The 23,662-nt window shown below is 44.4% G+C and carries 18 protein-coding genes and 2 tRNA genes; 7 read left to right on the forward strand and 13 right to left on the reverse strand.

Annotated elements, in window-relative coordinates:
• Window positions 1-67: 67 nt before the first annotated feature.
• From mutS to DB520_RS23755, 7 genes are all read left to right on the forward strand, one after another.
• Window positions 68-2,671 carry a DNA mismatch repair protein MutS gene (gene mutS / locus DB520_RS23725; protein WP_114752276.1) on the forward strand — a complete coding sequence of 868 codons (2,604 nt, stop codon included), beginning with the start codon at window positions 68-70 and terminating at the stop codon, window positions 2,669-2,671.
• A gap of 143 nt (window positions 2,672-2,814) precedes the next feature.
• A tRNA-Gly gene (locus DB520_RS23730) sits at window positions 2,815-2,890 on the forward strand.
• Window positions 2,891-2,959: 69 nt separating this feature from the next.
• A tRNA-Leu gene (locus DB520_RS23735) sits at window positions 2,960-3,043 on the forward strand.
• A gap of 74 nt (window positions 3,044-3,117) precedes the next feature.
• A complete protein-coding gene (locus tag DB520_RS23740) occupies window positions 3,118-4,269 on the forward strand; it encodes a tyrosine-type recombinase/integrase (RefSeq protein ID WP_114752277.1) in 1,152 nt (383 codons plus the stop codon).
• A gap of 93 nt (window positions 4,270-4,362) precedes the next feature.
• A complete protein-coding gene (locus DB520_RS23745; RefSeq protein ID WP_114752278.1) occupies window positions 4,363-4,614 on the forward strand; it encodes a hypothetical protein in 252 nt (83 codons plus the stop codon).
• 7 nt (window positions 4,615-4,621) lie between these two features.
• Complete coding sequence (locus DB520_RS23750; protein ID WP_114752279.1) at window positions 4,622-4,819, forward strand: hypothetical protein; 198 nt, start codon at window positions 4,622-4,624, stop codon at window positions 4,817-4,819.
• Window positions 4,809-5,042, forward strand: coding sequence for a hypothetical protein (locus tag DB520_RS23755; protein WP_114752280.1), 234 nt, complete (start codon window positions 4,809-4,811; stop codon window positions 5,040-5,042). Before DB520_RS23750 ends, DB520_RS23755 begins: the two co-directional genes overlap by 11 nt.
• 60 nt (window positions 5,043-5,102) lie before the next feature.
• Here DB520_RS23755 and DB520_RS23760 read toward each other — a convergent pair whose 3' ends face one another.
• The 13 genes from DB520_RS23760 to DB520_RS23815 are packed head-to-tail and all read right to left on the reverse strand — an operon-like array spanning window position 5,103 to window position 23,662.
• Complete coding sequence (locus DB520_RS23760) at window positions 5,103-5,642, reverse strand: hypothetical protein (RefSeq protein ID WP_114752281.1); 540 nt, start codon at window positions 5,640-5,642, stop codon at window positions 5,103-5,105.
• A complete protein-coding gene (locus tag DB520_RS23765) occupies window positions 5,627-6,091 on the reverse strand; it encodes an N-acetylmuramoyl-L-alanine amidase (protein ID WP_114752282.1) in 465 nt (154 codons plus the stop codon). The genes DB520_RS23760 and DB520_RS23765 overlap by 16 nt, the downstream gene beginning before the upstream one ends.
• Window position 6,092: 1 nt before the next feature.
• A complete protein-coding gene (locus DB520_RS23770) occupies window positions 6,093-6,518 on the reverse strand; it encodes a hypothetical protein (protein WP_114752283.1) in 426 nt (141 codons plus the stop codon).
• On the reverse strand, window positions 6,499-6,840 hold the full coding sequence (locus DB520_RS23775) for a hypothetical protein (RefSeq protein WP_114752284.1): 342 nt from the start codon (window positions 6,838-6,840) through the stop codon (window positions 6,499-6,501). Before DB520_RS23775 ends, DB520_RS23770 begins: the two co-directional genes overlap by 20 nt.
• 19 nt (window positions 6,841-6,859) lie before the next feature.
• Window positions 6,860-7,186 (reverse strand): hypothetical protein, encoded by a 327-nt coding sequence (locus DB520_RS23780; protein WP_157972222.1) that lies wholly within the window; start codon window positions 7,184-7,186, stop codon window positions 6,860-6,862.
• A gap of 43 nt (window positions 7,187-7,229) precedes the next feature.
• Window positions 7,230-10,010 carry a phage tail protein gene (locus DB520_RS23785; protein WP_114752286.1) on the reverse strand — a complete coding sequence of 927 codons (2,781 nt, stop codon included), beginning with the start codon at window positions 10,008-10,010 and terminating at the stop codon, window positions 7,230-7,232.
• Entirely contained in the window at window positions 10,007-12,607 is a 2,601-nt protein-coding gene (locus DB520_RS23790) for a right-handed parallel beta-helix repeat-containing protein (protein WP_114752287.1), read from the reverse strand. The genes DB520_RS23785 and DB520_RS23790 overlap by 4 nt, the downstream gene beginning before the upstream one ends.
• A gap of 12 nt (window positions 12,608-12,619) precedes the next feature.
• Entirely contained in the window at window positions 12,620-12,814 is a 195-nt protein-coding gene (locus DB520_RS23795; RefSeq protein ID WP_114752288.1) for a hypothetical protein, read from the reverse strand.
• 14 nt (window positions 12,815-12,828) lie between these two features.
• The gene (locus tag DB520_RS23800; protein WP_157972223.1) at window positions 12,829-17,745 is read right to left on the reverse strand and encodes an InlB B-repeat-containing protein; all 4,917 of its coding nucleotides are present in this window, start codon (window positions 17,743-17,745) and stop codon (window positions 12,829-12,831) included.
• Window positions 17,746-17,756: 11 nt separating this feature from the next.
• The gene (locus DB520_RS23805) at window positions 17,757-22,370 is read right to left on the reverse strand and encodes a tape measure protein (protein WP_114752290.1); all 4,614 of its coding nucleotides are present in this window, start codon (window positions 22,368-22,370) and stop codon (window positions 17,757-17,759) included.
• The gene (locus tag DB520_RS26850) at window positions 22,354-22,527 is read right to left on the reverse strand and encodes a hypothetical protein (RefSeq protein ID WP_157972224.1); all 174 of its coding nucleotides are present in this window, start codon (window positions 22,525-22,527) and stop codon (window positions 22,354-22,356) included. The genes DB520_RS23805 and DB520_RS26850 overlap by 17 nt, the downstream gene beginning before the upstream one ends.
• The gene (locus DB520_RS23810; RefSeq protein ID WP_114752291.1) at window positions 22,527-23,099 is read right to left on the reverse strand and encodes a hypothetical protein; all 573 of its coding nucleotides are present in this window, start codon (window positions 23,097-23,099) and stop codon (window positions 22,527-22,529) included. The genes DB520_RS26850 and DB520_RS23810 overlap by 1 nt, the downstream gene beginning before the upstream one ends.
• A 41-nt stretch (window positions 23,100-23,140) precedes the next feature.
• Complete coding sequence (locus DB520_RS23815; RefSeq protein WP_114752292.1) at window positions 23,141-23,662, reverse strand: hypothetical protein; 522 nt, start codon at window positions 23,660-23,662, stop codon at window positions 23,141-23,143.

Here is a 23,662-nt window from a genome sequence, read left to right on the forward strand (position 1 = left end):
TATGTTTGTCTTTTATTCTTCCCCCACCGTGGGTAAGCGTATAACCTAGGATCAACAACCGCTGTATATGGCTAAATCCGTAAGCAAAGAAACCCCTTTAATGAAGCAGTATAATGCCATCAAGGCCAAGCATCCTGGTGCGCTACTGCTATTTAGGGTAGGGGACTTTTACGAAACCTTTGGCGAGGATGCCATACTTGCCAGCAAGGTATTGGACATCGTCTTGACTAAAAGGGCCAACGGCTCTGCCTCCCATATCGAATTAGCGGGCTTTCCCCATCACTCCTTGGATTCCTATCTTCCTAAGCTCATCAGGGCAGGTCACCGGGTGGCGATTTGTGATCAACTTGAGGACCCCAAAGAGGTGAAGGGCATCGTGAAGCGTGGGGTAACAGAGCTGGTTACACCGGGGCTGTCCTTTAATGACAACGTGCTGGACAAGCGGAAAAACAACTTTCTGGCCTCCATCCATTTCGGCAAAGACAGACATGGGGTAGCCTTCCTGGATCTCAGTACCGGGGAATTTATGGCAGCAGAAGGAGATACCTCCTATTTGGAAAAACTGTTGCAAAGTTTCGCCCCATCCGAAGTGATCTACTCTAAAAGCTCGCGCAAACAGGCCCAGGAACTCTTTAAAAACGAGTTTACTACCTTTCATTGTGAAGACTGGGTGTATCAGTACGACTACACCTACGAAAAACTGGTTTCCCATTTTGGGACCAACAACCTAAAGGGTTTTGGGATAGAATCCCTGGAACAGGGAATAGTGGCTGCTGGTGCCATATTGTATTACCTAGAGGAGACAGAGCATAAGGACATCAAACACATTGCCTCCATCTCCAGGATTGCCGAGGAGAAATACGTTTGGCTGGATAAATTCACCATACGTAACCTGGAGCTGGTGTATCCGCAGCAGGAGGGGGGTATACCCCTGATTCAGATTTTGGATCACACCCATACTCCTATGGGAAGTCGTATGATGAAAAAATGGATGGTTCTGCCCTTAAAGGAAAAGGAACACATCCTGGAAAGACAGAAAATTGTCAGCCACTTCGTGGAGCAAGAGGAGCTAAGGGAGGAGATTGTCTCCCACCTTAAACAGGTTGGGGACTTGGAAAGGCTTATTTCTAAGGTGGCCGTGGGTCGGATCAACCCCAGGGAAATGAACCAATTGAAAAAGGCACTAAAGAGCAGCCTTCCCATTAAGGCCCTTCTCAAAGAGCAAAAATCTGCTGCCTTAAAAAAATTGGGAGATCAACTCAATCCCTGCGACTTTTTGCTGGAAAAGATCGAAAAGGAGCTGATGGAGGATGCCCCCATGCTCCTGCACCAGGGAGGTATCATCTGTGGCGGGGTGGATGCGGACTTGGATGAATACAGGTCTTTGGCCACTTCCGGCAAGGACTACCTTATACAGCTTCAGCAAAGGGAGGTAAAAAGAACTGGCATAAGCTCCCTTAAAGTGGCCTACAATAAGGTGTTTGGCTATTACCTGGAAGTGAGCAATACTCACAAGGACAAGGTGCCCCCTGAGTGGATAAGGAAGCAAACCCTGGTAAATGCGGAACGTTACATCACCGAGGAGCTCAAGGTCTATGAGGAAAAAATCCTACACGCTGAAGAGCGCATGATCTCCCTGGAGCAAAAGTATTTTCTTCAATTGGTGCAGGATGCCGCCGATTATGTGACCCATATCCAGCAAAATGCCCGGATACTTGCCAGTCTAGATGCCCTGCTGTCTTTTGCCAATGTGGCTGCCAGCAACGGCTATTGCCAACCCAAGATCGCCGAAACGGACTCCATAGAAATCAAGGATGGGAGACATCCTGTCATAGAGAAACAATTGGCCATAGGGGAAGAGTATGTGCCAAATGATATTTTCCTCGACAATGACCATCAGCAAATCATCATTATCACGGGTCCTAACATGGCTGGAAAATCGGCCTTGTTGAGACAGACTGCCCTGATTGTATTGATGGCCCAAATGGGTAGCTTCGTACCGGCTTCCTATGCCAGGCTGGGGATCATCGACAAGGTATTCACCCGTGTGGGAGCTTCGGATAACCTATCCAAAGGAGAGTCTACCTTTATGGTGGAGATGACCGAAACCGCCAGTATCCTCAATAACCTCTCGGATAGGAGCCTGGTACTGATGGACGAGATAGGTAGGGGCACCAGCACTTATGATGGGATCTCAATTGCCTGGTCTATTGTGGAGTATTTGCACAACCAGCCCAAATGCAGGGCTAAGACTCTCTTTGCCACCCATTACCACGAACTCAACCAGTTGGCAGAGGACTTTCCCAAAGTTAAAAACTTCAACGTGGCGGTAAAGGAAATGGGAAACAAGGTGATTTTTATGCGGAAACTGGAAAAGGGGGGCAGTGGTCATAGCTTCGGTATACATGTTGCCCAGATGGCGGGTATGCCAAACCCGGTGGTACTTCGGGCGGCCGAGATCATGAAGCACCTGGAGAAGGACAAGAGCCTACAAAAGCAACAAGAAAAGTTGAGGGACATCCCTAAAAACAACTACCAACTCAGCCTCTTTGAAATGGATCCCAAGTTCAAAGCCGCCAAGGAAATGCTGGACAACATAGACATCAACACCATCTCTCCGGTGGAGGCCCTGCTCAAACTGCACGAGTTAAAAAAGACCCTGGAACAGTAGCTGCTCGCAATCAACAGCATAGGATGGGACCTGTTCAGGCCATCATTTTTTTTAACTATCCATGTTGCCTTTTCAAAAATATACCCTAAATTTGCATTCACATTAAGGGATACGGATGGTATGCCCATTAAAAAGTAAGAAAAGCGAAAGTAGCTCAGCTGGTAGAGCACGACCTTGCCAAGGTCGGGGTCGCGAGTTCGAATCTCGTCTTTCGCTCCAGTTAAAGCCCTTAGCACAGGGCTTTATTCTTTAGGGGGCTAAGCTTCCCAAAAAAGGGGGGTACCCAATGCCGGGATGGTGGAATTGGTAGACACGCAAGACTTAAAATCTTGTGTCCATTAGGACGTGCGGGTTCAAGTCCCGCTCCTGGTACTAAAATAAAGCCTATTAACACCCTTATTTCTAGCAAGTTAAAAGGTTTGTCAAATCGGCCTACTGACAAAAAAATGACAAAACTTAATTATCGGCTTCCAAAGATCTATGATGCGAGCGGGAATTTAAGTAAACAATGGTTTGTCTATTATTCATTTCTGAACCCGGAAACAAAGAAGTTCCAGCGGTTCAGGATTTTTCAAGATATCAATTCAGGATCCACCAAAGCAGAACGGATGGAAAAAGCCAGGTTGGTACAGCTGGCTATGGCTGAATTGTTGGAAGACGGGTTTAATCCTTTTGAAGATCAGGCGCATGATAACACCTTTACAATCATCAATTGCATAGATATTTTTTTGGAGGCGGTAAAGGATCGGATAAGGCCAAAAAGCTACAATAGGTATTTTTATGAATTTAGGTTGATGAAACAATGGTTCATTGATCAGGGATTACAAAACCTTCACATCAGCCAGGTTAAGAAAAACCATATTTTTAACCATCTTGAATTTGCCCGGCAGCATGGAGACTGGACCTCCGGAAAAACCTACAATACCCACAAATCAAACATCTCAAGGCTGTTTAATTTCTTCATTAACAATTATGATGAGGTGTTGGATAAAAACCCGGTGGAAACGATTGAATCCAAACCTGTCATTACCCGTGGCAACCAACCCTATAATGAGAATGAATTTAAGGCCATTCAGAAGGTTATTTTAGAAAATGACCCGTACCTATGGAGGATATGCCAGTTCGTTTACTATGCTGCTGTAAGAAATGAACAGGAGGGACTTAATCTGAAAGTGAAGCATATCGATTGGGGAGCTGGTAAACTGGTATTACCTCCGGAAATTACAAAGGCCAAATCAACCCAGTTCATTCCTATTTACCCTGAGTTCAAAAAGATCCTTTTGGAAATGGGGTTGATGAACGTTGAGCCCAATTATTTTATTTTTGGCCGGGATGATCGACCGGGACCGCTAAGAGTTGGTAAGGATAATTTTTATGATCGGTTTAAGAAAATGCGTTCTTTGGCCGGGCTATCAAAGCATCATGGTATTTATTCTTTTAAGCATACAAGGGCATGTCACATGGTTGATGATGGGTCTTCTTTATATGAGATTCAAACCCTTTTTAGGCATGGTAACTTACAGGCTACTATGGAATATCTCAAAAGCGTTGGTAGGATTATCGGTGAAAGGAAATTGAGTTCAGCGAGGGATATTTGAAAAAATAATTGAAATTATTTTTACTATTTGCTTGCATGGTAAATATATATTTACTATCTTTACATCATAACGAAACAACAAAACTACAAAGTCATGAAATATCAAGTATCAAACACCGCCCAAGCAAACACCATCCAGTTACAATCAGTAGGCCACGTAATAGGGGAGCCATCTATAAATGTAAAGCCTGGAAACGTTCTAATGTGGAATTTTGGAGAAACTGAAAAGGTAATTGAAATAACTGGCGAAACACCTTCATTTATCAAAATTTTGATTGAATCCAAAAGCGGTTTTAGAGGGGAAAGGAAATTAAAGAAATCACGTTTAGTTTGCATATTAAAATAGAAACTTAATGACTGACCACGAAAAATTCAAAGCCCTGCTGCAATCGGTGGGGCTTTCATACAAGCAACTGGCAAAAGAACTGGGACTAACCCATGACAGCGTTAAATCACTTGTGGCCCCGGCAAAGGAACTCCCTAAATGGGCCAAAAGTATGTTGTTGGTTGCGGATAGGTTGAAACTTAAAAAACAAGATCATGAAATTTAAATTACAAACTACAGGGGATTTTTACCCCAAAGATGAGGAAAGGAAAAAATTAGAGCCTCTTGGGTTTAAATTTATACCTTCAGATTATGAAAGGTTTTATATTGAAGGAGAGCCAGAAATTGAAATAAATTCTTTAGAAGATTTAATTGAATTTTCTAATAAATTTGGTGAATTGATTATATCCGATGGATATATTGAGATTTATGATAATTACAGGGAATGAAAAACCCCTTCATTATAAATGAAGGGGTTTCTTTTTTAGGAAAATCAAACAAAAACAAAACTACCATATTTTAAATCCCGTTTTCACCCAATGGACATTCAAATCAGGTTGATATTCATACCCAAACAAAGAACGATCATTCAAATAGGTGGCTCCTATCTTGTAATTGAACTGGCTTGAAATCCCGCCTTCAAGGTAAAGGCCCTTTGGTTTTTGAATGATTGTTCTGGTTTCGGTTCGGGTGATGGTGTTCTCAATTTGAGGGATGGACCAATTAGGGGTTAATTCCAAATTCAGAAGCGATCCAGCTACCAAAGCATTGTAACCAATATCACCAAACAAAGTAGCCTCTAGACCTCTATATCTGTTAATTGGATAAGTTATATCCAATATCACCGTGTCCCTTATATACTCAAAAATAAGGCTGTCTTGGGGAATGAAAATAGTGTCCCGGTATTCCAGATACACGGTATCAATCTGAATGTCTTCTACTATTTCAATATTTTCGATGTAATTAGGCTTAAAAAATACCCAGCAAATGGCAAAACCCATCACCACACAGGCTAAAAAAGAAAACAGCGTAATTATGCGGTTATCCATGAGAACTCTTTTTTGGCATCATAGCAAGGGCAGGCTCTAGCAATCCCCGGTAGCTGTCCATGGCCTATTATTTCAATCTTATAATCAATATTGATCTTGCCAACGGCTATATTTTCAATATACTGAAGAATCTGGTAAATGCAATTCAGTTCCCCCGCCCTTTGCTCATCGGTCCTTGTGTCCTGTGCATCCCTCCAAGTGGTTCCACCTTCCTTTAACCCCCCCTCATAGCAAATACCCCAACTATCCCGGTTAAACGGCAATGCATGGGCTCCCATTTCTGAAAGTTCCCGGCCCTTTACGATCCTGCCGTCTTTCCGGATGTAAAAATGATAGCCCATTGGTGACCTTATGCCTCTGATGTTATGATCCCTTTCGAGTTGCTGTTCAGAATAGTCTTTTGTAAAGTCGGTAGCTGAACAATGCGGTACAATCCTGTATATTTTCATTTCAGTTCAAATTGAATGCATTGGAGTGACTATCAATAACCACATAGGCAATACACATAGATCCCTTGGTATATGGTTTGTATTCTTTACCTGGAGGGATTTCGATCACGTCTCCAGCTCTTAGTTTTTTACCGCAAAACTCCTCATATACCTCACCCATTGCGATGTAGCATATCTTTTTCATGTCATCTAGCTCAAAAGTATATGGAGTTGAGTTTTTTGGATAAATGACCATGAAATGGTTTTGGTTTTCAGGAACCGGAGCTATTAAGGGGCTGCCAGGATCATCTTCAAAAATAGGTTTAAACACAAAATTCGATTGTGAATCCGTTCCCCTAAGGCGGTCAATCAACACCTTTGAAAAATCTATACTGAATTTGCACAGTATTTCATCAATTGCACTTTTGTCAATTATTTTTGTGTCCATTTTTCAGGTATTTTATGGCCGATATAAATTCGACATTTATTTCAATCAGCCTTTCGGTGATTTCCATTTTCCGCTTTTCGGAAAGCTCCAATTTATCCCGAACCTCCCTTATTTCAGCCTCTTTCTTTTCTATGATGTGTTGGTATTCGCTTTTCTTCTGCTCCAACTTTTCATGAAAAGATGCGTCTTTTTCTTCCAACTTCTGGCCATAACTGTCATTAGCCTTCACTAACCACCTTATGGCCACCAACCAACTCATTATCAAAAGGGCAAGAGCCCCGTATTCCAAAGGGTTGCTCGGGATAGATTGAAGTAAATTCATCCACTCATTGTTTTTTGAACTAGGTTAATGAATCGTTTTGGTTTTTCCGCTCAATACCGATGGCTTCCAGGATAGGACCTAAGATGAAATCATAGGACGCAATAGCGGTGAGGAAAGAAATGATTCCCTCAATTACGTTCACTGAATCATTGACAATCACGAAAATTGCAACGAAAACAACTGAAACAACAATGGTCGCTATTTGACCTGATAGACTTGGTATTAGTCTTTTCAATGCCTCGGTTCCCGCAAGGATCAAGGCGGCTAATGCAGGATTGATTAATTCAAAGAATACTTCCATAATGTTTTTTTGATGTAAAATTGGCATTAATGATGCGGGATGCATGGTTTGAGAGTTTTAATACAGGGTTATACCTACATAACACCCTCTATTGCATCACATTATAGCACCAATAAGTCCCATCCCAGACAAACACACCCATGTCCCCGGCAGATGGTATTGATATAGTGCTGAACGTCTGGGCATCGTCTGTGATCTCCTCGCCGTTGCCCCCGACTGTAACCGCTGAGCTGTTTGTCCTACGGACATAGCACTTACGGCCTAAACGTGGGTTAGCTGGGAGATTCACCTGGATACCTGAGGTGTTATAGCAGCTTACATAGGTCTCGGCGGTCATAGTATGGTTTTCGGTGACGGCAGCAATACCCAGTTCAATAGAATTAATTTTCAATCGCTCTATCAGGGCTGAATTGAAATACCCGCCAAAAGACCTGCTGGCGCCTGTTGTAGTCGGGTCCAATCCAACTACCCCGGCACTTATCCCATCTGTGTCACTGTTGCGCTCGTTCAATATCCCTACCACGCTCGCATTTGTGTCAAGCCCCGAGGCAATCGAAAAGAAAGGCATTAGAGAGGCATTCGATAATATGCCTGAAGCGGCTACAAAGCTACTCCTGGCATTTTCTGGGTTGTCAACTGCAATGCCTGCAAGCTGATTACCTAGAATATCGAAGCCCAAAGTATCATTGATCTCCACAACCATCACCCCGTCTTCATTGTAGAATCGGATACTATTATTTTGCTCGGTTATCTCTACTCTTTTGCCTGTGTTTGCAGTCCTAAGTGAGCTTACCAGGAGATTGACTATCTCGGCATTCTCGGCGAAGATCATCTTGCTAACCAATGCACCATCTATTGTTAATTGCCCCTCTTCGGTTACATTCCAGTCAATTGAATTACCCTCTGATCCAAATTTAAAGGATCCATCGGTGAGATTCAGCCACACAAGGCCATCAATGCTTTGAATGGTTCCGGTTCTGATTGTGTCACCCACAATGAAAGTCATCCCGTTTGTGAAGTCGAATCCCCTGTACCCGTCCTTGACCGCATAGAGAATACCTACGTTGAAGTGCCAAAAACCCGCTTCTGATTCAGTCATTACGGGGTCTTCGCTTAGGTGCCATGTACCTGTCAATGCATTTTGGCTTACCCTTGCGCTGAGGAAATAGGGCTTTAGGGGGTCCAATTGATCAAACTCAAATGGGCTCATTTCCCAGATATATCCCAAACCCTCTATTTCCAGTTCGTAATGGATTAGAAACCCGCCTGAAACGAACAATGAATTAGGATCACCCCCGGCATTAGGGGCTATTTCTACCCCGTTGAGGGCAAAATTTTGAGACTTGGCACCTACGGATAGCATTAAGGTTTCTATGCTTCCAGGCTTGATGTTCTCGGGATCAAAGTACCCGTCTGGGTCAAAAATCAGACCTTGCAACTGCCGCATCCGCTGGGTATTCTGCCTGGCCAGTTCCGCTTTGGTGCGGTCCACCCGTGTCACCCGTTCTTTGCTTTTCTCTATCTCGATCTCCTGCCTTACCTCTGTCCTATACACTACAGCGTCGGAAATGACAGCGGTAAGGTCATACGGGTTCACGAGCGGCCAACTAACGGAAAACACCCTTATATTATCATCAATGTTAAGCCCCTGATCACGGAGCCTCACCCGGTCACCTGCATTCAGCACTATGCCGTTATCCCGCATGTATTTTTCGTCTACCTCTACCTCATAAGGTGGCCGGGTGACTTGGTTAAACACACCCTGTGCGGCACTCCTGAGCCTTGCCTCTGCATCGTCTATATAGGACTGTGGCATGCTGATCCCTACCAAGGTGTATTGGTCTCCCGTTGAGGGGTTAAAGGTGCTGTTTGGAGTGGTATAACCGTCCTCTTCCGTGAATGGCACTAGCGTGATTGTCTTTGTTGAATGATTATAGCTTCCAATGTCGTACTCCCTACCGCTGAGGTTTCCCGACTTGAAAACGATCTTAGCGGTTTCACCTTCGACCCGTTGGCCGTTCAAATCAAAATCAATACCCCCATCCGTGATGTTCAGCCAATTCTCAGAAACCGCTGAAACGGTTCCCGTTCTGGTAGGATATATGTCCTCAAAAATAACGCTGTTTTCCCTTCTCCGCTCCCCCGGCTGTAAGGGCATTTCCAACATCCTCTCTTCAAAAACAAGACGCTTCGCCCCGTTCCTATAGTCGAAATTGATATTTTTCCTTCCCCCGAACGCCCATAATCGATTATACAAGGGCTGTTCCTGCGCCCCCCTAGTGAGGGAGTATAAGCCCCTAGTTTGTCCATATTCAAAATCCAGATTGGTTTGCACTCCCGCCTCTGTGGTGAGGTTGATCTGCTTCCCAGTAAACCAGAACTCCATACCGAATTCCTCGGCCACCCTCATTAGAGCCCCCTTACACGTGAATCCCCCTTCATCCCCATAGAACTCGATTAGCATGGGTTCTGTGCCCACCACATTGCCTATGCTCCATCCTGTGTCGTCCAGGTTCATATTCTCTACGATCAAGCCTACGAAGGCCGCAGCTGTACCAAAATAAGAGAACTCCACCGCCCCTTGATGCATGAGTATCTTATCCTTAAGCCAGTAGCTTACATGCTCGAAAAGTATGGAATACCGATACTCGAAGTTGCTGACCTTCTGCATCTCGTACTCCACATTTATATTATACCGCTCCTGCCTGTAGATGATATAATCATCCACCTTAATATCAAGAGGGAAAGGGGCTATGAACTCGGCTTGAATCTCCCACGTGCCCATAACTTCGTGTATATAGGTCGTGGAATCATCTATCTTGACTTGGATAGTCGGGTTTCCGGAGCGGTATAGTTGTAGTTCTGTCATGAATCTGGCAGTAAATCACCAGACAAAATAGCATCATCTGGAGCCTTGAATCTGATTGAAAACACCCCGTTTTGTGGTACTTGTGGCAGATAGCCATCCTTAACTCTTAATGTACCTGAGCCACTCATGGTAAATGTCTTTGTGGCTCCCTCTACTTCTCCAATTAAGGTATCCCCTGCTGAAAAAGTGCTTGCATCTATGGTTGCCGTTCCTGGCGAACCTGCGGTGAATCTCAAATACTGGTTTAGTCTTGTGAGCGTATCAATTGTGTTATTAACTGCCGTAAAATCTTGTTCGCTTCTACGCTGTATTTGTGCCTTACGCATGTACTGATCATCAAGAACAGCATCAAGGCCACATCCTGCCTGTTCTTTGAATTTTGTATAGTGCTGAATGCTGTTAGCAAGATCTGGCACAGTACTACTAAGTGAAACGGGTGTAGATAGAATGACGTGGTCAATGAAAAAAGAACTCGCAAGGTTTGGCCCATATACGGTTAATCTTATCTGTGCTGGCCTCCCATCTGAATTTTGCCTAATAATAGGAACCTGTAGCTTTCCGTTATTTGCTTGAACCTCTCCAAATCGATACCCATGGTTCCCTATATACTTTTCTTCCTGGTCAGGGGAACCTTGTATGGTACCACCTCCTGAATCGCTCCATCTCACTGTGAAGGATTTTTTGGCGTACCCATCAAAAGTAGTGCTTGATCCGCCTTGGCTACTTCTGTATAGTTCAAGTTCTATGTAGCTGGTAATATTTTCAGGAGGTGAATCCCACTCCAAGACCTGTTCCTGATTTTGGAGATTTATTTCGGCTAATACCTTTGATTTAATATTATTGGCAAAATTTAATTCAGATCCCGTACTGAAAATAACCTTCCCGTCTACGGTACTTTCACCAAAAAACGTGAAATCATTAGCGCTTAACCTGTTGTTTGCTAAATCTATATTTGCGGTAATCAGTCTGCTTCCCCCGCTGCTTAATTCTACCTTGCTAAGGTCACTGACTGTATTGTTTACGAATACTTTTCCAAATCCTCCTCCGCCTCCTGTTCTTGAATTTTTGAAGGGTATCTCCGCTCTCAGTGTATTTCCTATTACATGAAAGGTCGAAGAATTATCGGCATCTTCATCTATGAACCTGATCCCATGCTTAATATTGGAATCGGTCACAAAATTTGGCCCCTGGTTTCCTTGAATGGTATTATTGATGAAAAAAGACTGGAATATCTGTCTGTTTACTCCTGTGCTCAAATCCACACATATCCCATCCCAGTCATCCTCGGAACCTGCCCTACCCACTCCTACAATTCTGTTATTTTGCACCAGAATCCCATTCCATCTGTTTGCGTTGGTTTGCTCATTGAAATACATGCCATGCCACTGGCAGTTGATGATTTGGTTTCCTTGTATTTGTGTTAGGTTGAATTGACTATCCAGCACCCTGTTTGAAAAATGGATGCCGTGCCCTCCGCTATTCAAAATCTTATTATTGGATATAATACCCATAGATGGACCGGAATCTACGTTTAACGCTGTGCTTGAGGTATTTTGGATCGTATTGTTGGAAAACATGTTCAAAACACTTTCGGCAACTACGGCATAGTTTTCTGCTGTACTGTCCGCTATGAAATTACCCGTTACGGAATAGCACCTCCATAGGTATACTGACTCGCTCATACCTGTAAGAATATTATCAGATATGACAGATTCATAGCAATGGTAAGTTTTAATTGCTGCCAAGCTTCCCTTACAGATATTATCCGAAAAATTGAACCCGTTAGCATACCCATTTCCCCCTATTCTCACAGCGTAATAAAAAGCCCCGTCAAAATGATTAGAATTTACAATCAAATTAAGGTCTTTTACAAAGCTAGTAGATTGACCTAATCGAACCCGAACTGCTGATCTATCTGTTTCTAGGCCTGTGGAGTTTGTGGTATGAAAGTAGCTGTTTGAAACAGTAATATTCTTAGCACCTCCCCAAATATCTATGGCACTCTTTTCTGTATTACCAAAATACTTGAGGTTTCGGAAATTAACATTTTCAAACTCCCCAAAATCCTCCAAACTATTAATATACCCTACATTAACGCATGATTTTGAAATTCTATCGGAATCCTCTCCAAAACTAATATTGTCAATTGTCACATCGCTACTTTGAATATCAAAGCAAAAATCTCCCTGATCTGAAACAATAGTATTATTGTTGAAATCTATGTTTACCGGGTGTGAAATATTTACCTGTGCTATTTTCACCTTTCCTAATGCAGGTAAAACTACTCTGTGAACATTAAGGGTTTTAAGCACATCAATCATAAGCTGCAATCCCTGTGTATCATCCGTGACCCCATCAAACTTGCAACCAAAATCTAATGGGTTAAGGGAATACCCTCCTTGGAATCGGTTAATCACATAATACTCCTCTCCCATCTTCCTATACACGACCCCGTCACACTTAGAATCATCCATCGTACTCCCGTCCCGCCAGGTAGTCACCCTCGTGTAGGTATCCAGCATATTCGTATGCCTATTCCTTATATTATTCAGGACCTTCGCCCCGTCCTGATAAGTAGTACTAATGTGCCTTTGCATATCCCTATAATCTTATATATCGAAAACTTCATCATCACTTTCGGGCTGCAACGTAAGCGCCCCGCTGTTCCCAAAATCGGGAATCTCCATATACAGTACTTTTTTTTCGCCAGCTCCCGCAAGCGGGTTGACTATCACAATCCTATCGGTGAGCTGAATATCCGTCCGCTTTTGAATGTCCTTCGTTATGTCTGTTTGTCCCTGCATTTTTATCGATTTTTTTAATATTTTCTGTACCTAATAATCACGACTCCTGAGCCTCCGTTTTTCCCTTCTGAAAAAGATGCTTGGTGCGACCCATCTCCTCCATCTCCCGTGTTAGGAGCTGTTTCATTAGCTGTTTCTGTTGCTGATCCCCCACGGCCTCCTTTTGCATAAGTCATTGTAGTTCCTGAAATCGACAACTGAATGCCTAACCCCGCTATACCTCCAGTTGCGAAACTTGCGTTTCCTCCAGGGCCGCCAGCACCTCCGCCACCACCTCCTGCTCTATTATCTAGATCATTTTGAGTCGCTTGTCCAATCGGAAATGCATTACCTCCGTTATGTCCGTTAATACCCTGTGCTACTCCTCCTATACCAGGGGACCCCCCCGTGGAACCTTGGCCACCACCACCACCAGACGATCCGTTGCGTCCCGCACCAGAAGAAATATTAACGGAGGCACCACCGCCACCCCCGCCAATTGCAGTTTGAGAATTAAAAACAGTATCGCCCCCATTTTCCCCTCTAAGTGCTGCTGAGCTTGCACCACCGGCTCCACCATTACCTATTGTAACGGAATATATTCCCACTCCTATTTCTTCAATAGCTTGAATCACATCCCCAGCACCGCCACCCCCACCAGATCTAGCTCTTGACCCGCCACCACCGCCACCGCCAACAATCAAATATTCTATCTCACCACCTTCAATCACCTCAAATTCCCCGCTTTCCGGGAAAGTATGAACCACCCAATCTACTCCATCTATTTCCACGTCTGTAACCACCCCACCGATGGCCACTACCTGCACAAAATCAGGCCGCTCAACCTCAAAAAACAGCGGTGCCCCGTGGTTGTCTACCAGCACGTTCCCTAAGTTGTCCGTAAGCACGTTCCAGCTTCTTAGCAGTCTCACCTCCGCAAAGGATATATTTATCCTTGAATAGAAATAGGTTTTGGTATGTTTTATGTTTTGCAAGCTGAACCCATCTTTTACAAAAACCTCCCGATAGGTTCCGTCCATGTGCCTGAGTGTCCTAAGTCCGGGGGATTTCATCATTTCATATAACCCTCTAATCTTGCCTAAAAAACTAACAAAGCTAGGTTCCTGAATGTGAAAAGAAAGGGTGTATTCGTTCAAACCACGTTTTTTTCTCCCGTAGCCCTCTTGGCTGTGACTTATGTAAGATGCTTGCTTGGCCCCTGATCTATTCAGCACCTTGAAGCCCTTCATAGGCAACAATCCCAAATCCTTGAATTCCACCCCATCAATCCCGGGGTTCTGTGAATCACCCGTTGGAAGGGTTCCTGTTAGGTCGGGAACAGGTTCCCTGAATACCATCCTTATCCTGAAATAACCCCTAGATATGTATTGTGCCGTAATTTCATCGACAACATGCACCCAAAAAGCACCCCATTTACAGGTCAACAAGACAAGATGATTGAAAGCATCTATTTCCTGATAGAGGTCCAAGACCTTATCAATCGCCTCGGTTTCATTTTGGGCCTTCACAAAACCCATAAGGCTAATGTCCCGGCCGGCAAAGAAGATTTCATCTGCCCTTATATAAGGTTGAATCCCGTGTTGATCCCCCCAGCTGTGATAGGTTTTCCCTGTTCGCTCCGGAAAGTCAAAAATACCCGCTATCGCTATGCTCGAATTCGGTTGTTTGCCTGGCAATATTCCGTGATCCGCCAAGGGGATTTGATTCAAGGAATAGAATTCTGTTGTCTCGGATGATGGCCCCGTAGTTTCAAAAAACGCAAGCAAAGAAGTGTTTTCGCTTGGCATGGTATATTGAAATTCAGCCTGATTACTGATTACTTGGGTGCCCCGCATCCAATAGGCGAATGTCCATCCTTGGTTTGATGTGGCGATCAACTCTACGGTGCTGCCCTCGGGGTGAGTTCCTGCCCCTGTCACGGTTCCGGCGCCTTCGGGGTTTATTGATAATGATAAGGTGTATTCATTCGGGGGCACATCCTCCAATTCAGCAACTAGACTGAGTGCCTCGGTAACCTCGAAGGTGTGTGGGTTGGCCGTGCTGAATGTTTCACTTCCATTTCTCCACCTTACAAACTGCTTTCCGCTTACGGGGTTGACATTGATTTGAACGGTGGATCCTTCCTGAATCGGATTGCTGGGGTTTTGTGATGTGGTGCCTGATCCTGCGGGGTCTACACTTAGGGATATCGTGTAGGTTGGTATTAGCTCAAATACCGCTGTCAAGCTTAGGTTTTCTCCGGGCATGTTGAAGGAATAAAGCGCATCGGTACTGACTTCATCCCCTCCAATTTCCCATCTAAGGAACCGATACCCTGAATTTGGTGTGGACTGAACTTGGACCAAATCACCCTCTTCATAAGGGCCTGTGGTTAATTGGCTTACTGCTCCCCCATTGTTGGCATTGAGGGTAACCGTGTATGTTTCCGGTGGCACTACACTAAATGTTCCTATGATTGTTTTTTCCTCTGCTAATGTAGTGTAGCTGTATGGGTTGTTTGTTGATAACAAGGTTTCCCCATCGTACCATCCATCAAATTGATTACCACTATCTGGAGTTGCTGACAACTCAACGTTAGTTCCTTCCTCATGAGGGCTTTCAGGGTTTTGGATTGCTGTCCCGTTTCCTGAAACGTTAAGGGTAAGCGCATAGGTTTCAGGCGGTATTTCCTCAAAAACAGCCACAATACTCTCTGATTGTGCGGCTCTTGTCAATATCCACGGATTGGGTTCCTGTTGATCTACTCCGTTTCGCTGCCACTTGTCAAACGTCCATCCTGAATTTGGAGTAGCTGTAACCGTTACTTGTGCCCCTACTTCGTGTGGGCTTACTGGATCAACGGAAACGGAACCCGCTGCTTCAGGGCTTGCAGCGGCGGTTAATGGATATATGGTTGGTTCGGGGTCAAGTGGTCCCAGATCATCTACAAGAACTTGCCATGTGAAGCTGTTTAAAAACAACTCTGTTACTTCGACTCCATCAACATCCAGTCTTTTCCTTAGAATATCCTGCTCAACATTATCATCCTCTGTGTCATTTAAGTACAAGAAAAATTCATTGCTTGCACTTGGTTTCAATGAACTGTTTGGATCATAGGCAGGGTAATCCGTTTTCCATTCTGAAAATGTGCGATTGAAACTGAATGGCCCCGACCCCGTGTTTAATGTTAGACGTGTAAATTCCTTTGTGTCTGGATTTGCGTAGATATAATTATTGTTATTAATCAAAGAAAAAATATCCTCAATCTTATTTTCTGAATGGCTGTTACTGATCTCAAATAGCCTCATCATTCTTTGATCCCCGAAGCTCACAACCACATTATCATAGAACTCTATATTTCTTATGTGTTGTCCTGAATTGGTATCGTTTTGACAGTTCAACCCAGCATAAAAATTATCGAACATGATATTATCATGGCACTTGTGATTAGAGGTATTGTGATATTTCACACCATAGGCATTCCCTCTTAGTAGGTTGTGGCGAATGGTAATACTGCAATCCTGACCTACCACATAAGAGTCGTCTATGTATATTCCCTCATTGGCAAATACTGCCGTTGATGGCATCCCCTCTAATGTTCCTGGCCCCGCAAAAATGTGATTTCTTTCAATTATTCGCTCGTTGATATTATAATTGGCATTAACAGTAGGGCCGTTCTCATGGTATATACCCCCTGAATCAGCTTTCACATTGGCACAGCTAAAAATCCTGTTGTGGGAGAAAAGAAACTTCACACCTTGCGCAATTACACCGTTAAACCCTACATTATTGATATAATTGTGCTGAAATTCAACATCAAAAGTTCGTGTAGAGAACATGAAAGTATTGTAGGAACCATCCCCATTACTCCCAGCTCCCGGAAACATGGCATGATCCTCTATTGTGCAACCTGTCACCTTGACATCGGCCTCCCCGTGACGCATCCAATGTAGCGTATTATTGTTTTTTCGGAACTTGCAACCATAATACCTAAAACCTTCTGGCCTGTCTGCCTCTTCGTAATTTTCGGTGTAGATGAAGGTCTGACCCATGTGTTCTACCTCACACAAATCAAATCGGAGCCCCTTGCACCTTCGAAGGAATGAACAAGAGCAAGATGGATGTGTGATACCGTCATTGGCACTTCGCTGCACCACACCGTTGAAGCCCGTGAATTTTATCTTCTCAAAAATATTGTGCTCTAAACCGAATTGATCAATCCATTGCTGATCTTGGGCCACCCTGACTTTGTAATTATCGGGATTATTGGCACCAAAAAACATAATAATATCATCTCCCTCCTGTGTCCATTCCCCCAGCTCGGTGCAAAATTCCCTTTTGTTATCGACCTTATATCCGTAATTAACTTGCGCATTGTAGCTACTCGTATTTGAATAGGATAATGTACTTCCTGAATGTGCCGTTATTTCGGCCTTATCCAAAATCCAATGCAGCTTTTTGAATATTACCCAACCTCCAGTAAGATTTAGTTGGGAGGCATCTAAGTTAGCGGAATCGGAAATGGTACCGGAACCTGCGCCACTTGCACCAGTAATTGTATTATAACCCTCTTTTGGCCAAACGCCTCTCGGTTTTTGTGCATTATCAAATGAAAGACTGTTTACCCTAGGATCTAACCCGCCTGAAACAGTGTGTCGGTATAATCCCCCTCCAATATCCGTCCATGATGGAACGTCATAGAATCCGGTGATTTCAGGAAGAGGCAAACTATCATCCCCGTAGGGAATCCAGTTAATAGGATTCATCGCTGTGCCACTCTTATTAATCCCCGTAATGCCCTTCCATACACTTCCATACTTCAAACCAATAACGCTACCGGCAGAAGCAAGCTCCTGCGCACGTTGTATTGTCGCAACCGCTAAGGCATCTGAGCTACCGTTATTAGCATCGTTGCCTCCATTTCGGACGTATATAGTAGGGGTTAGTGGCATAGTTTATCTATTTAAGAGGTATAGCCCCTCATTCCCTTATCTTTAGTGTTTTTATTGATAGCCTTCAATTCAATTATTGTGAGCTTCAACTGATCAACCGTGTGAAGGGTGTTCATTTCAATCTGTCCCAAATGATTGATTTGCATCACACCCTGTCTTATCCCTTCCGTTGCATGGCTTTCAATCCGTTTAATCATGTCGAATTGTGCCCTTGTTAGTCCGGCCAATAGGGTTCCCGTTTCCTCTGTGAGTTCCCGCCTGATTGCTCCTGATAGTCCTGTTTGTTGGGATTGTGCGCCCGTTAAATCTATTCCGGTGGCCTCTTGAAGCTGTTTCAATGCCTCCTGTGCATTTTCTGAAAGCTGGGTGTAAGCTTGGGTGAATCGGGCTATTTCCCCCTGGGTAAGTTCACCGTCTGATTGAGCATCCTCAGCGAATTGGTCAATAAGTTCGTTTAATGGCCCCTCCAAGAATCGGTATTTGAAACCGCTTAGGATTGCATTCCTGATTATACCCTCAATATCACTTCCAGCCCCTTGAAACTCTGCAATAATCCCATCTGCAAGCCCGGTCCAGGTCAATCCCCCCGTAAAAATGTTATCCAGTTCGTTTTGGATTTCCCGCAACTGCTTTTCAACCTCAATACCCTCTTCTTTGAGGCGTTTAAGTTCCTGAAAGGCTTCTTCGGCCTGTTGGGTTAGTTTACCACCTACTGAAAGTTCTTCTATCTGCTCAAATGAAAGCCCTGCTAATGTTTCAAAAACATCAATTTCTTTACTTCCCAACCCAAAAAGACCGCTCCTTATTGATTTCGTCTCACCTGTTCTGAAAAGGAAATTACCCATTTCCTCCATAGCCTTATCAATACCCTCTTTCCCAGCAGAAAGCATCCTATCAAGGTCCATAGCCATCTTCCATGTGAGCTCGGTATTGAAGGTGTCACTTATTTTCCGTATGTCGTTTTCTATTTCTTCTAGGCTTTTTGCAAGGATTTCACGCTGATTATTAAGCGTCTGCAATGTTGATCCCTGAACCTCAGCTGCCAACATCTCCCTGTCCCTGTACAGCCTATTCACGGCCAATTCCCCGTATAGGATTTGTCTCTGGAACCTCAATTGCTCCTTATACAACTCCAATTGCTGCTTTGCGTAGTTATTTGCGGCGGTCATCATTACGGATATACCGCCTAATATCGCACCCGCAACACCTGCCCCAGCCGTGACCATCCCCAAAACATCCCCGGCACCGTCATTGGCCCTCATGGCTTGCATGTAGTCATTAATATTCTGCTTGACCTGACCTGTTCGTTGAATGATGTTTGCCAGGAGCCCCAGGGTTTCCCCAAAAGCCTTGTTGGTGTCTCCCACTGAGCGAGCAACGTCTGCCATAGACCGGGAAACATCTTGCATGGCCATGGGTAATCTGGATTCAATGGACCTTTCGGCCTGCTCGATCCTGCCCAGCATTTCCCGGTAGAAACCTTCTGTAACCCTGCCCGTCTTTTTGAGTTCTTGAAGTTGTTCCCTTGCCGTCCCAACGAGACTTTTGGCCGCTCTAATGGATAGGGTTTCTATACCCATGAAAAGGCGCCTGTAAATCCCTAGTTTTTGAGCGTTGGCATCGTCTAGGGCCGCTATTTCTTCATGGTATTGCCTTTCAAGTTCTTGAAGTTGTTCCCTATTAGCAACACCTTGCAGTTTCTCCCTGTTGAGGATGTATTTTTCCCTTATAAGTTCCCGTTGCGTTTCGTAGTCCTGGACGGATTGAAGGAGTTGGTTTTGCTGCTTTTCTTGCAACTGCCTTTCCCTGTTCAACTCTTCTTCTAAGAACCTCAACCGCTCATTTTCAACACCCCTTCTTTGGCCGGGGTCCATCATTGAAAGCTTTTCGTATTCATCCCTGATAAGGTCAATGTAGTTCTTTGCAATGTCCAATTCACCCTCATAGCGGGCATTGGCTTTCTGCAAACCCATCTCGGCGATCATGTTTTCATAATCGGTGTATAGTTGCCTTCTTCGCTCGAGTTCCTTTTTCAGGTCCTCGGTTTCAGCACGGTAGCGGATATCCCCCGTGGCCTGGGATTCTATGTTGTCTATCCGGGTCAATACAGTTCCCCCCAACCCCGCATCAATCGCCGCTTTTCTAAGGTCCTCAAATTGCTTTCTTACCTGTTGTATCTCCTGCTCGCGCTTGTCAAAGGATTTTTTGAAAAACTGATCCTCCATTTTCTGGATATCGTTAAGGACCATTTTCCTTTCTTTCTCAACATCCCTTAGCTCTTTGTTTTCCTCCTTGATGTTGTAATTCGAAAGTACATTATTGATGGCAAGGATCTTTTTCTTTACCTCAGCGATTTGTGAATCGTTAGGGGCCAGGCTATCAAGGTAATCCTGTAGGTTTTTACGGATAGTTTCTGCATCCCCCTTATCCTGAATCAGTCCTACAAGCCTATCAAAATTGGCTACGGTGTCACTTATGAGCTCATCAAATGCCCGTTTGTTGGTTTCTTTTTTACCGCCCGTTCCAGTGATTATTTCAGTGAAATCAAAGGCTTCTAATAATGAATCCCTTTGGGTTTCTAGATCTCTTTTGGCTTGATTTACTATTACGTCATCTGTTCCTGATCCTGATATGAAAGCAGAGAACCAATCTCTTAATGATAATTGAGCCCCCCTGGTAGGATCAAATGTATTTCTCATTGACTCCCCGACCCTTCTAAACATTCCGATGGCCTCAATACCCTTCGTGTTTAGTTCATCCAAGCTTTCATTGATGGATTGTAATTGCTTGTATGCCTCCTGTGTGGCTATGTTTTTCTTTATGGATTTAGTGTATGCCTCAATAGCATTTGCAGCTTTTCCAGCGGCTATTTCCTCTGCTGTCAGGTCTTTAATCGAATCCCCCATCAACAAATTGAGCTGATTCATAGCCGCCACCTTTTGTTCTCGGGTGGCCAGTTCATTTTTCAGTACCCCTACAAGCTCATTGATCCTAGAAAGTTCCTTTGCTCCCGCCTTTTCACCCTCCTGGATGGCATCATTGTAATTTTTCTGTACTGATTTTGCGGTGTTGATTGTTTGGGTCAATGAATAAATAGCAAGCCCTAACGCTGAAATAATGGCTGTATAAGCCCCTACCGGACTTGTGACAAATGCAGCGTTAAGCCCCATCAAAGCGGTTCTTGCGCCTACAAAAAGTCTTGACAATGCAAAAGTGCTGGTACCCAATGCCGCCTGGCTTGCGGCTGTCAGGATTAGAGCTGTTCGGTAGGACCCATAAACCAGAATCAAGGCCTTGATAGTTGTAATTACGGATTCATAATTTTCCACCAAAAAAGAAAGGCCCGCAATTCCCGATTTTATCAACCCTTCGTTTCCCTCCCCGATCTGGTTGAACATGAGTTGGATCCTGTCCTGGAGCTTGGCAATTTCCCCGGTTACCGTCTGGCTTTGCTTCTCCATCAAGTTGAAGAACTGACCGCCTGAGCTCGTCATGGATTGGAAAGCCTTTTGCACCTCCGGAAACCCGATCTGCCCGGCTGAAACCATGTCGTTGATCTTCGCCTCTGTCACCCCGAACTGTTCAGCTAATTGACCAACAATAGGAATACCTCTGGTAGTAAACTGCCTAATGTCCCTTGCAAATGCACGTCCCTGGGTTTTTAGCGTACCGTAGGCATAGGCCACTTCTTGGAAGGTGGCACCAACCCCGGAGGCTATGTTACCAATGGCAATCAGTTCCGGTTTGATTTCTTCCTGTGCAAAACCGTAGGCTAAAAGCTGTTTGGTGGCATCCGCTACCTCAGTAAGTTTGAAAGGGGTTGTGGTGGCTACCTGGACAATCTCAGCCATCAAAGCATCTGCCCTTTCCTTGCTGTTTAGCATGGTGGAGAATGCAACCTCTAATTGCTCAATCTCACCCCTAGTTTGGATGATGTCCCTAATCAGCCTTGACCCTTGGGTAATGGTGAAAAATCCCGTAGTGGCAAGTAATACCTGATTCATTAACCTGCCTGACCTTTGGGCACTTCTCATTGATCGGTCAAACCTACGTATGTCCCTTTCCAGGGAAACAATCTCCCTGCGCATTACCCGGCTTGATTGGGAATTTCGGAGCTCTGAGGCGGTCAATTGCTCCATGGTGGCCCGCAGCTGGGAAAGCCTGGCCCTTTTTTGAGCTATCGAACTGTTTGAGGCATCCATCACCGCCCTATTGGATTGAATGTAACGGTTATACCTGCTTATGTTCTCGTTGATCTCCCTTGTCCTGACCGATAGCCCGGCCATGGCCTGATTATACTGCCTCTGGGAGATTGTCCCGCTTTTAAGGTCGTTGTCAAGTTGTTTTTGTGCCTGACCTACTTTTGTGAGTTCGGTTTGAAAAGATTGCAGGATTCTAACCTGCTTTTGCATTTCGGGGTTAAGGTCTTGGAATGCCCTCAACCCATCCTGATAGACTGATTTGTAGTTCTTTGAAAGGCTTTGAAGCAGGGCGGCCTCTTTTTTCTTCTGTTCCGCTGTAATACCAGAAAGCGTGTCAGCTACTTTCTTGCTGTCACGCTCTAACTCTGTTGTGTCTATTCGGGCTTTCCAGGAAAGTCCACCATCCCTAACCTCTATTGGCATTTCGCTTCGCTTTGTTTTTTGACCGCTTATCGGTAATGAACGCCTCTAACTCATCTGCATCAATCACCTCATTATCATCATTGTTCTTTTCTTTTTCACTTTCGAATGTTGGAATGGTCTTGAACAGCATCACCAAATTGGGATAGCTCAAATCCATTATTTCATCCCAACTGAATCGAAAGTATTTGGCTGTGGCTCCGATGATTCCCCAGGGGCTATTATCCCCCCTGTATTTTGTAGGCTCGCTTCCTGATCCTGTGTTCCCGGGCTTATTAGATCCAGGCTTCTGATCATAGCGATAGAGTTCATGAAAGGCCGAATGTCGATTTGATCCTTGATGATTGAGGTGATATACTCCATTTCCTCATAGGTCATGTTTTCAAGGATGTAATCAACTAACTCATATGGGGTTTCCTCTTTTGGCTTCCCATGCAGGTAGGTGGCTATTATTTCGGCCATCTTGTCCGTATTGGCAAGGATGAAGAGGTTAACCATGTCGTTTAGATCCTCTTGGTTTTCGGGTTGATCCACTTCCATGAAAAGCCCGGTAACCTTATATGCCAACCTGAGAGAGGGTGGTTTGATGAAAAATGTTTTTCTATCGGAAATCACCCCCATCCTAAGCAACAACCGTTCAAACCACCCTGTTACCTCCCTGCTTATTACTACCTCGATTGCTTTCTCATTGACTGTATCGGCAACCTTCTTGATGTCTTTGTTTTTGCTCATAAACTTAAAAATTACCCCCTAGCCTTCTAAGGGGTAATTATTTACCCAACTGGTGGTTCAGCATCTTCCATGTACCAATCTGCCAATGGTTCATTGGATGCATTGAAAGGTGTCAAGGCCGTGCCGGTTCCGGTTACGGCAGTCAATGCCCCCTTGGTTAAAGGTTGGTCAATAGACATCCTAAGTAGCAACCTTGGGAAGGTGATCACTTTCCAAATGTCATTTCTACTTTTAGTTGTAATCTTCAATGTCCTTTCCACTCCGTTTCTGTTTGGAGTATATTTTCCATCGTCCAAAGTTCCCCCGAAAATAGTGTTGAGGGCCGCATTGTCAGCTTTATAGGTGCTGAATGTGATCTGAACAGGATCCGGCTCCGTGTTGTCCAGTTCATCATAGATCGTGTCGATTTCCTCGACATATATCCTTTCCCCCTCTACCTCGGGAACGGTCAAGGATACTGATTCCATTTCGATGGCCGTCACCTCTGTGAGTGAGGTTCCTGGGGCTCCATCTGCCCCGGTGGCCCCCACTTCAATTTTCTGTATTCCGTGTATTTTTGCCAT

Origin of the sequence: Pleomorphovibrio marinus, assembly GCF_003347495.1 — a bacterium.
Lineage (GTDB): Bacteria > Bacteroidota > Bacteroidia > Cytophagales > Cyclobacteriaceae > Pleomorphovibrio > Pleomorphovibrio marinus.

Coding starts and splice junctions, on each gene's coding strand:
- mutS (WP_114752276.1), top strand. CDS start 68: ATGGCTAAATCCGTAAGCAAAGAAACCCCTTTAATGAAGCAGTATAAT.
- DB520_RS23740 (WP_114752277.1), top strand. CDS start 3,118: ATGACAAAACTTAATTATCGGCTTCCAAAGATCTATGATGCGAGCGGG.
- DB520_RS23745 (WP_114752278.1), top strand. CDS start 4,363: ATGAAATATCAAGTATCAAACACCGCCCAAGCAAACACCATCCAGTTA.
- DB520_RS23750 (WP_114752279.1), top strand. CDS start 4,622: ATGACTGACCACGAAAAATTCAAAGCCCTGCTGCAATCGGTGGGGCTT.
- DB520_RS23755 (WP_114752280.1), top strand. CDS start 4,809: ATGAAATTTAAATTACAAACTACAGGGGATTTTTACCCCAAAGATGAG.
- DB520_RS23760 (WP_114752281.1), bottom strand. CDS start 5,642: ATGGATAACCGCATAATTACGCTGTTTTCTTTTTTAGCCTGTGTGGTG.
- DB520_RS23765 (WP_114752282.1), bottom strand. CDS start 6,091: ATGAAAATATACAGGATTGTACCGCATTGTTCAGCTACCGACTTTACA.
- DB520_RS23770 (WP_114752283.1), bottom strand. CDS start 6,518: ATGGACACAAAAATAATTGACAAAAGTGCAATTGATGAAATACTGTGC.
- DB520_RS23775 (WP_114752284.1), bottom strand. CDS start 6,840: ATGAATTTACTTCAATCTATCCCGAGCAACCCTTTGGAATACGGGGCT.
- DB520_RS23780 (WP_157972222.1), bottom strand. CDS start 7,186: ATGCATCCCGCATCATTAATGCCAATTTTACATCAAAAAAACATTATG.
- DB520_RS23785 (WP_114752286.1), bottom strand. CDS start 10,010: ATGACAGAACTACAACTATACCGCTCCGGAAACCCGACTATCCAAGTC.
- DB520_RS23790 (WP_114752287.1), bottom strand. CDS start 12,607: ATGCAAAGGCACATTAGTACTACTTATCAGGACGGGGCGAAGGTCCTG.
- DB520_RS23795 (WP_114752288.1), bottom strand. CDS start 12,814: ATGCAGGGACAAACAGACATAACGAAGGACATTCAAAAGCGGACGGAT.
- DB520_RS23800 (WP_157972223.1), bottom strand. CDS start 17,745: ATGCCACTAACCCCTACTATATACGTCCGAAATGGAGGCAACGATGCT.
- DB520_RS23805 (WP_114752290.1), bottom strand. CDS start 22,370: ATGCCAATAGAGGTTAGGGATGGTGGACTTTCCTGGAAAGCCCGAATA.
- DB520_RS26850 (WP_157972224.1), bottom strand. CDS start 22,527: ATGGATTTGAGCTATCCCAATTTGGTGATGCTGTTCAAGACCATTCCA.
- DB520_RS23810 (WP_114752291.1), bottom strand. CDS start 23,099: ATGAGCAAAAACAAAGACATCAAGAAGGTTGCCGATACAGTCAATGAG.
- DB520_RS23815 (WP_114752292.1), bottom strand. CDS start 23,662: ATGGCAAAAATACACGGAATACAGAAAATTGAAGTGGGGGCCACCGGG.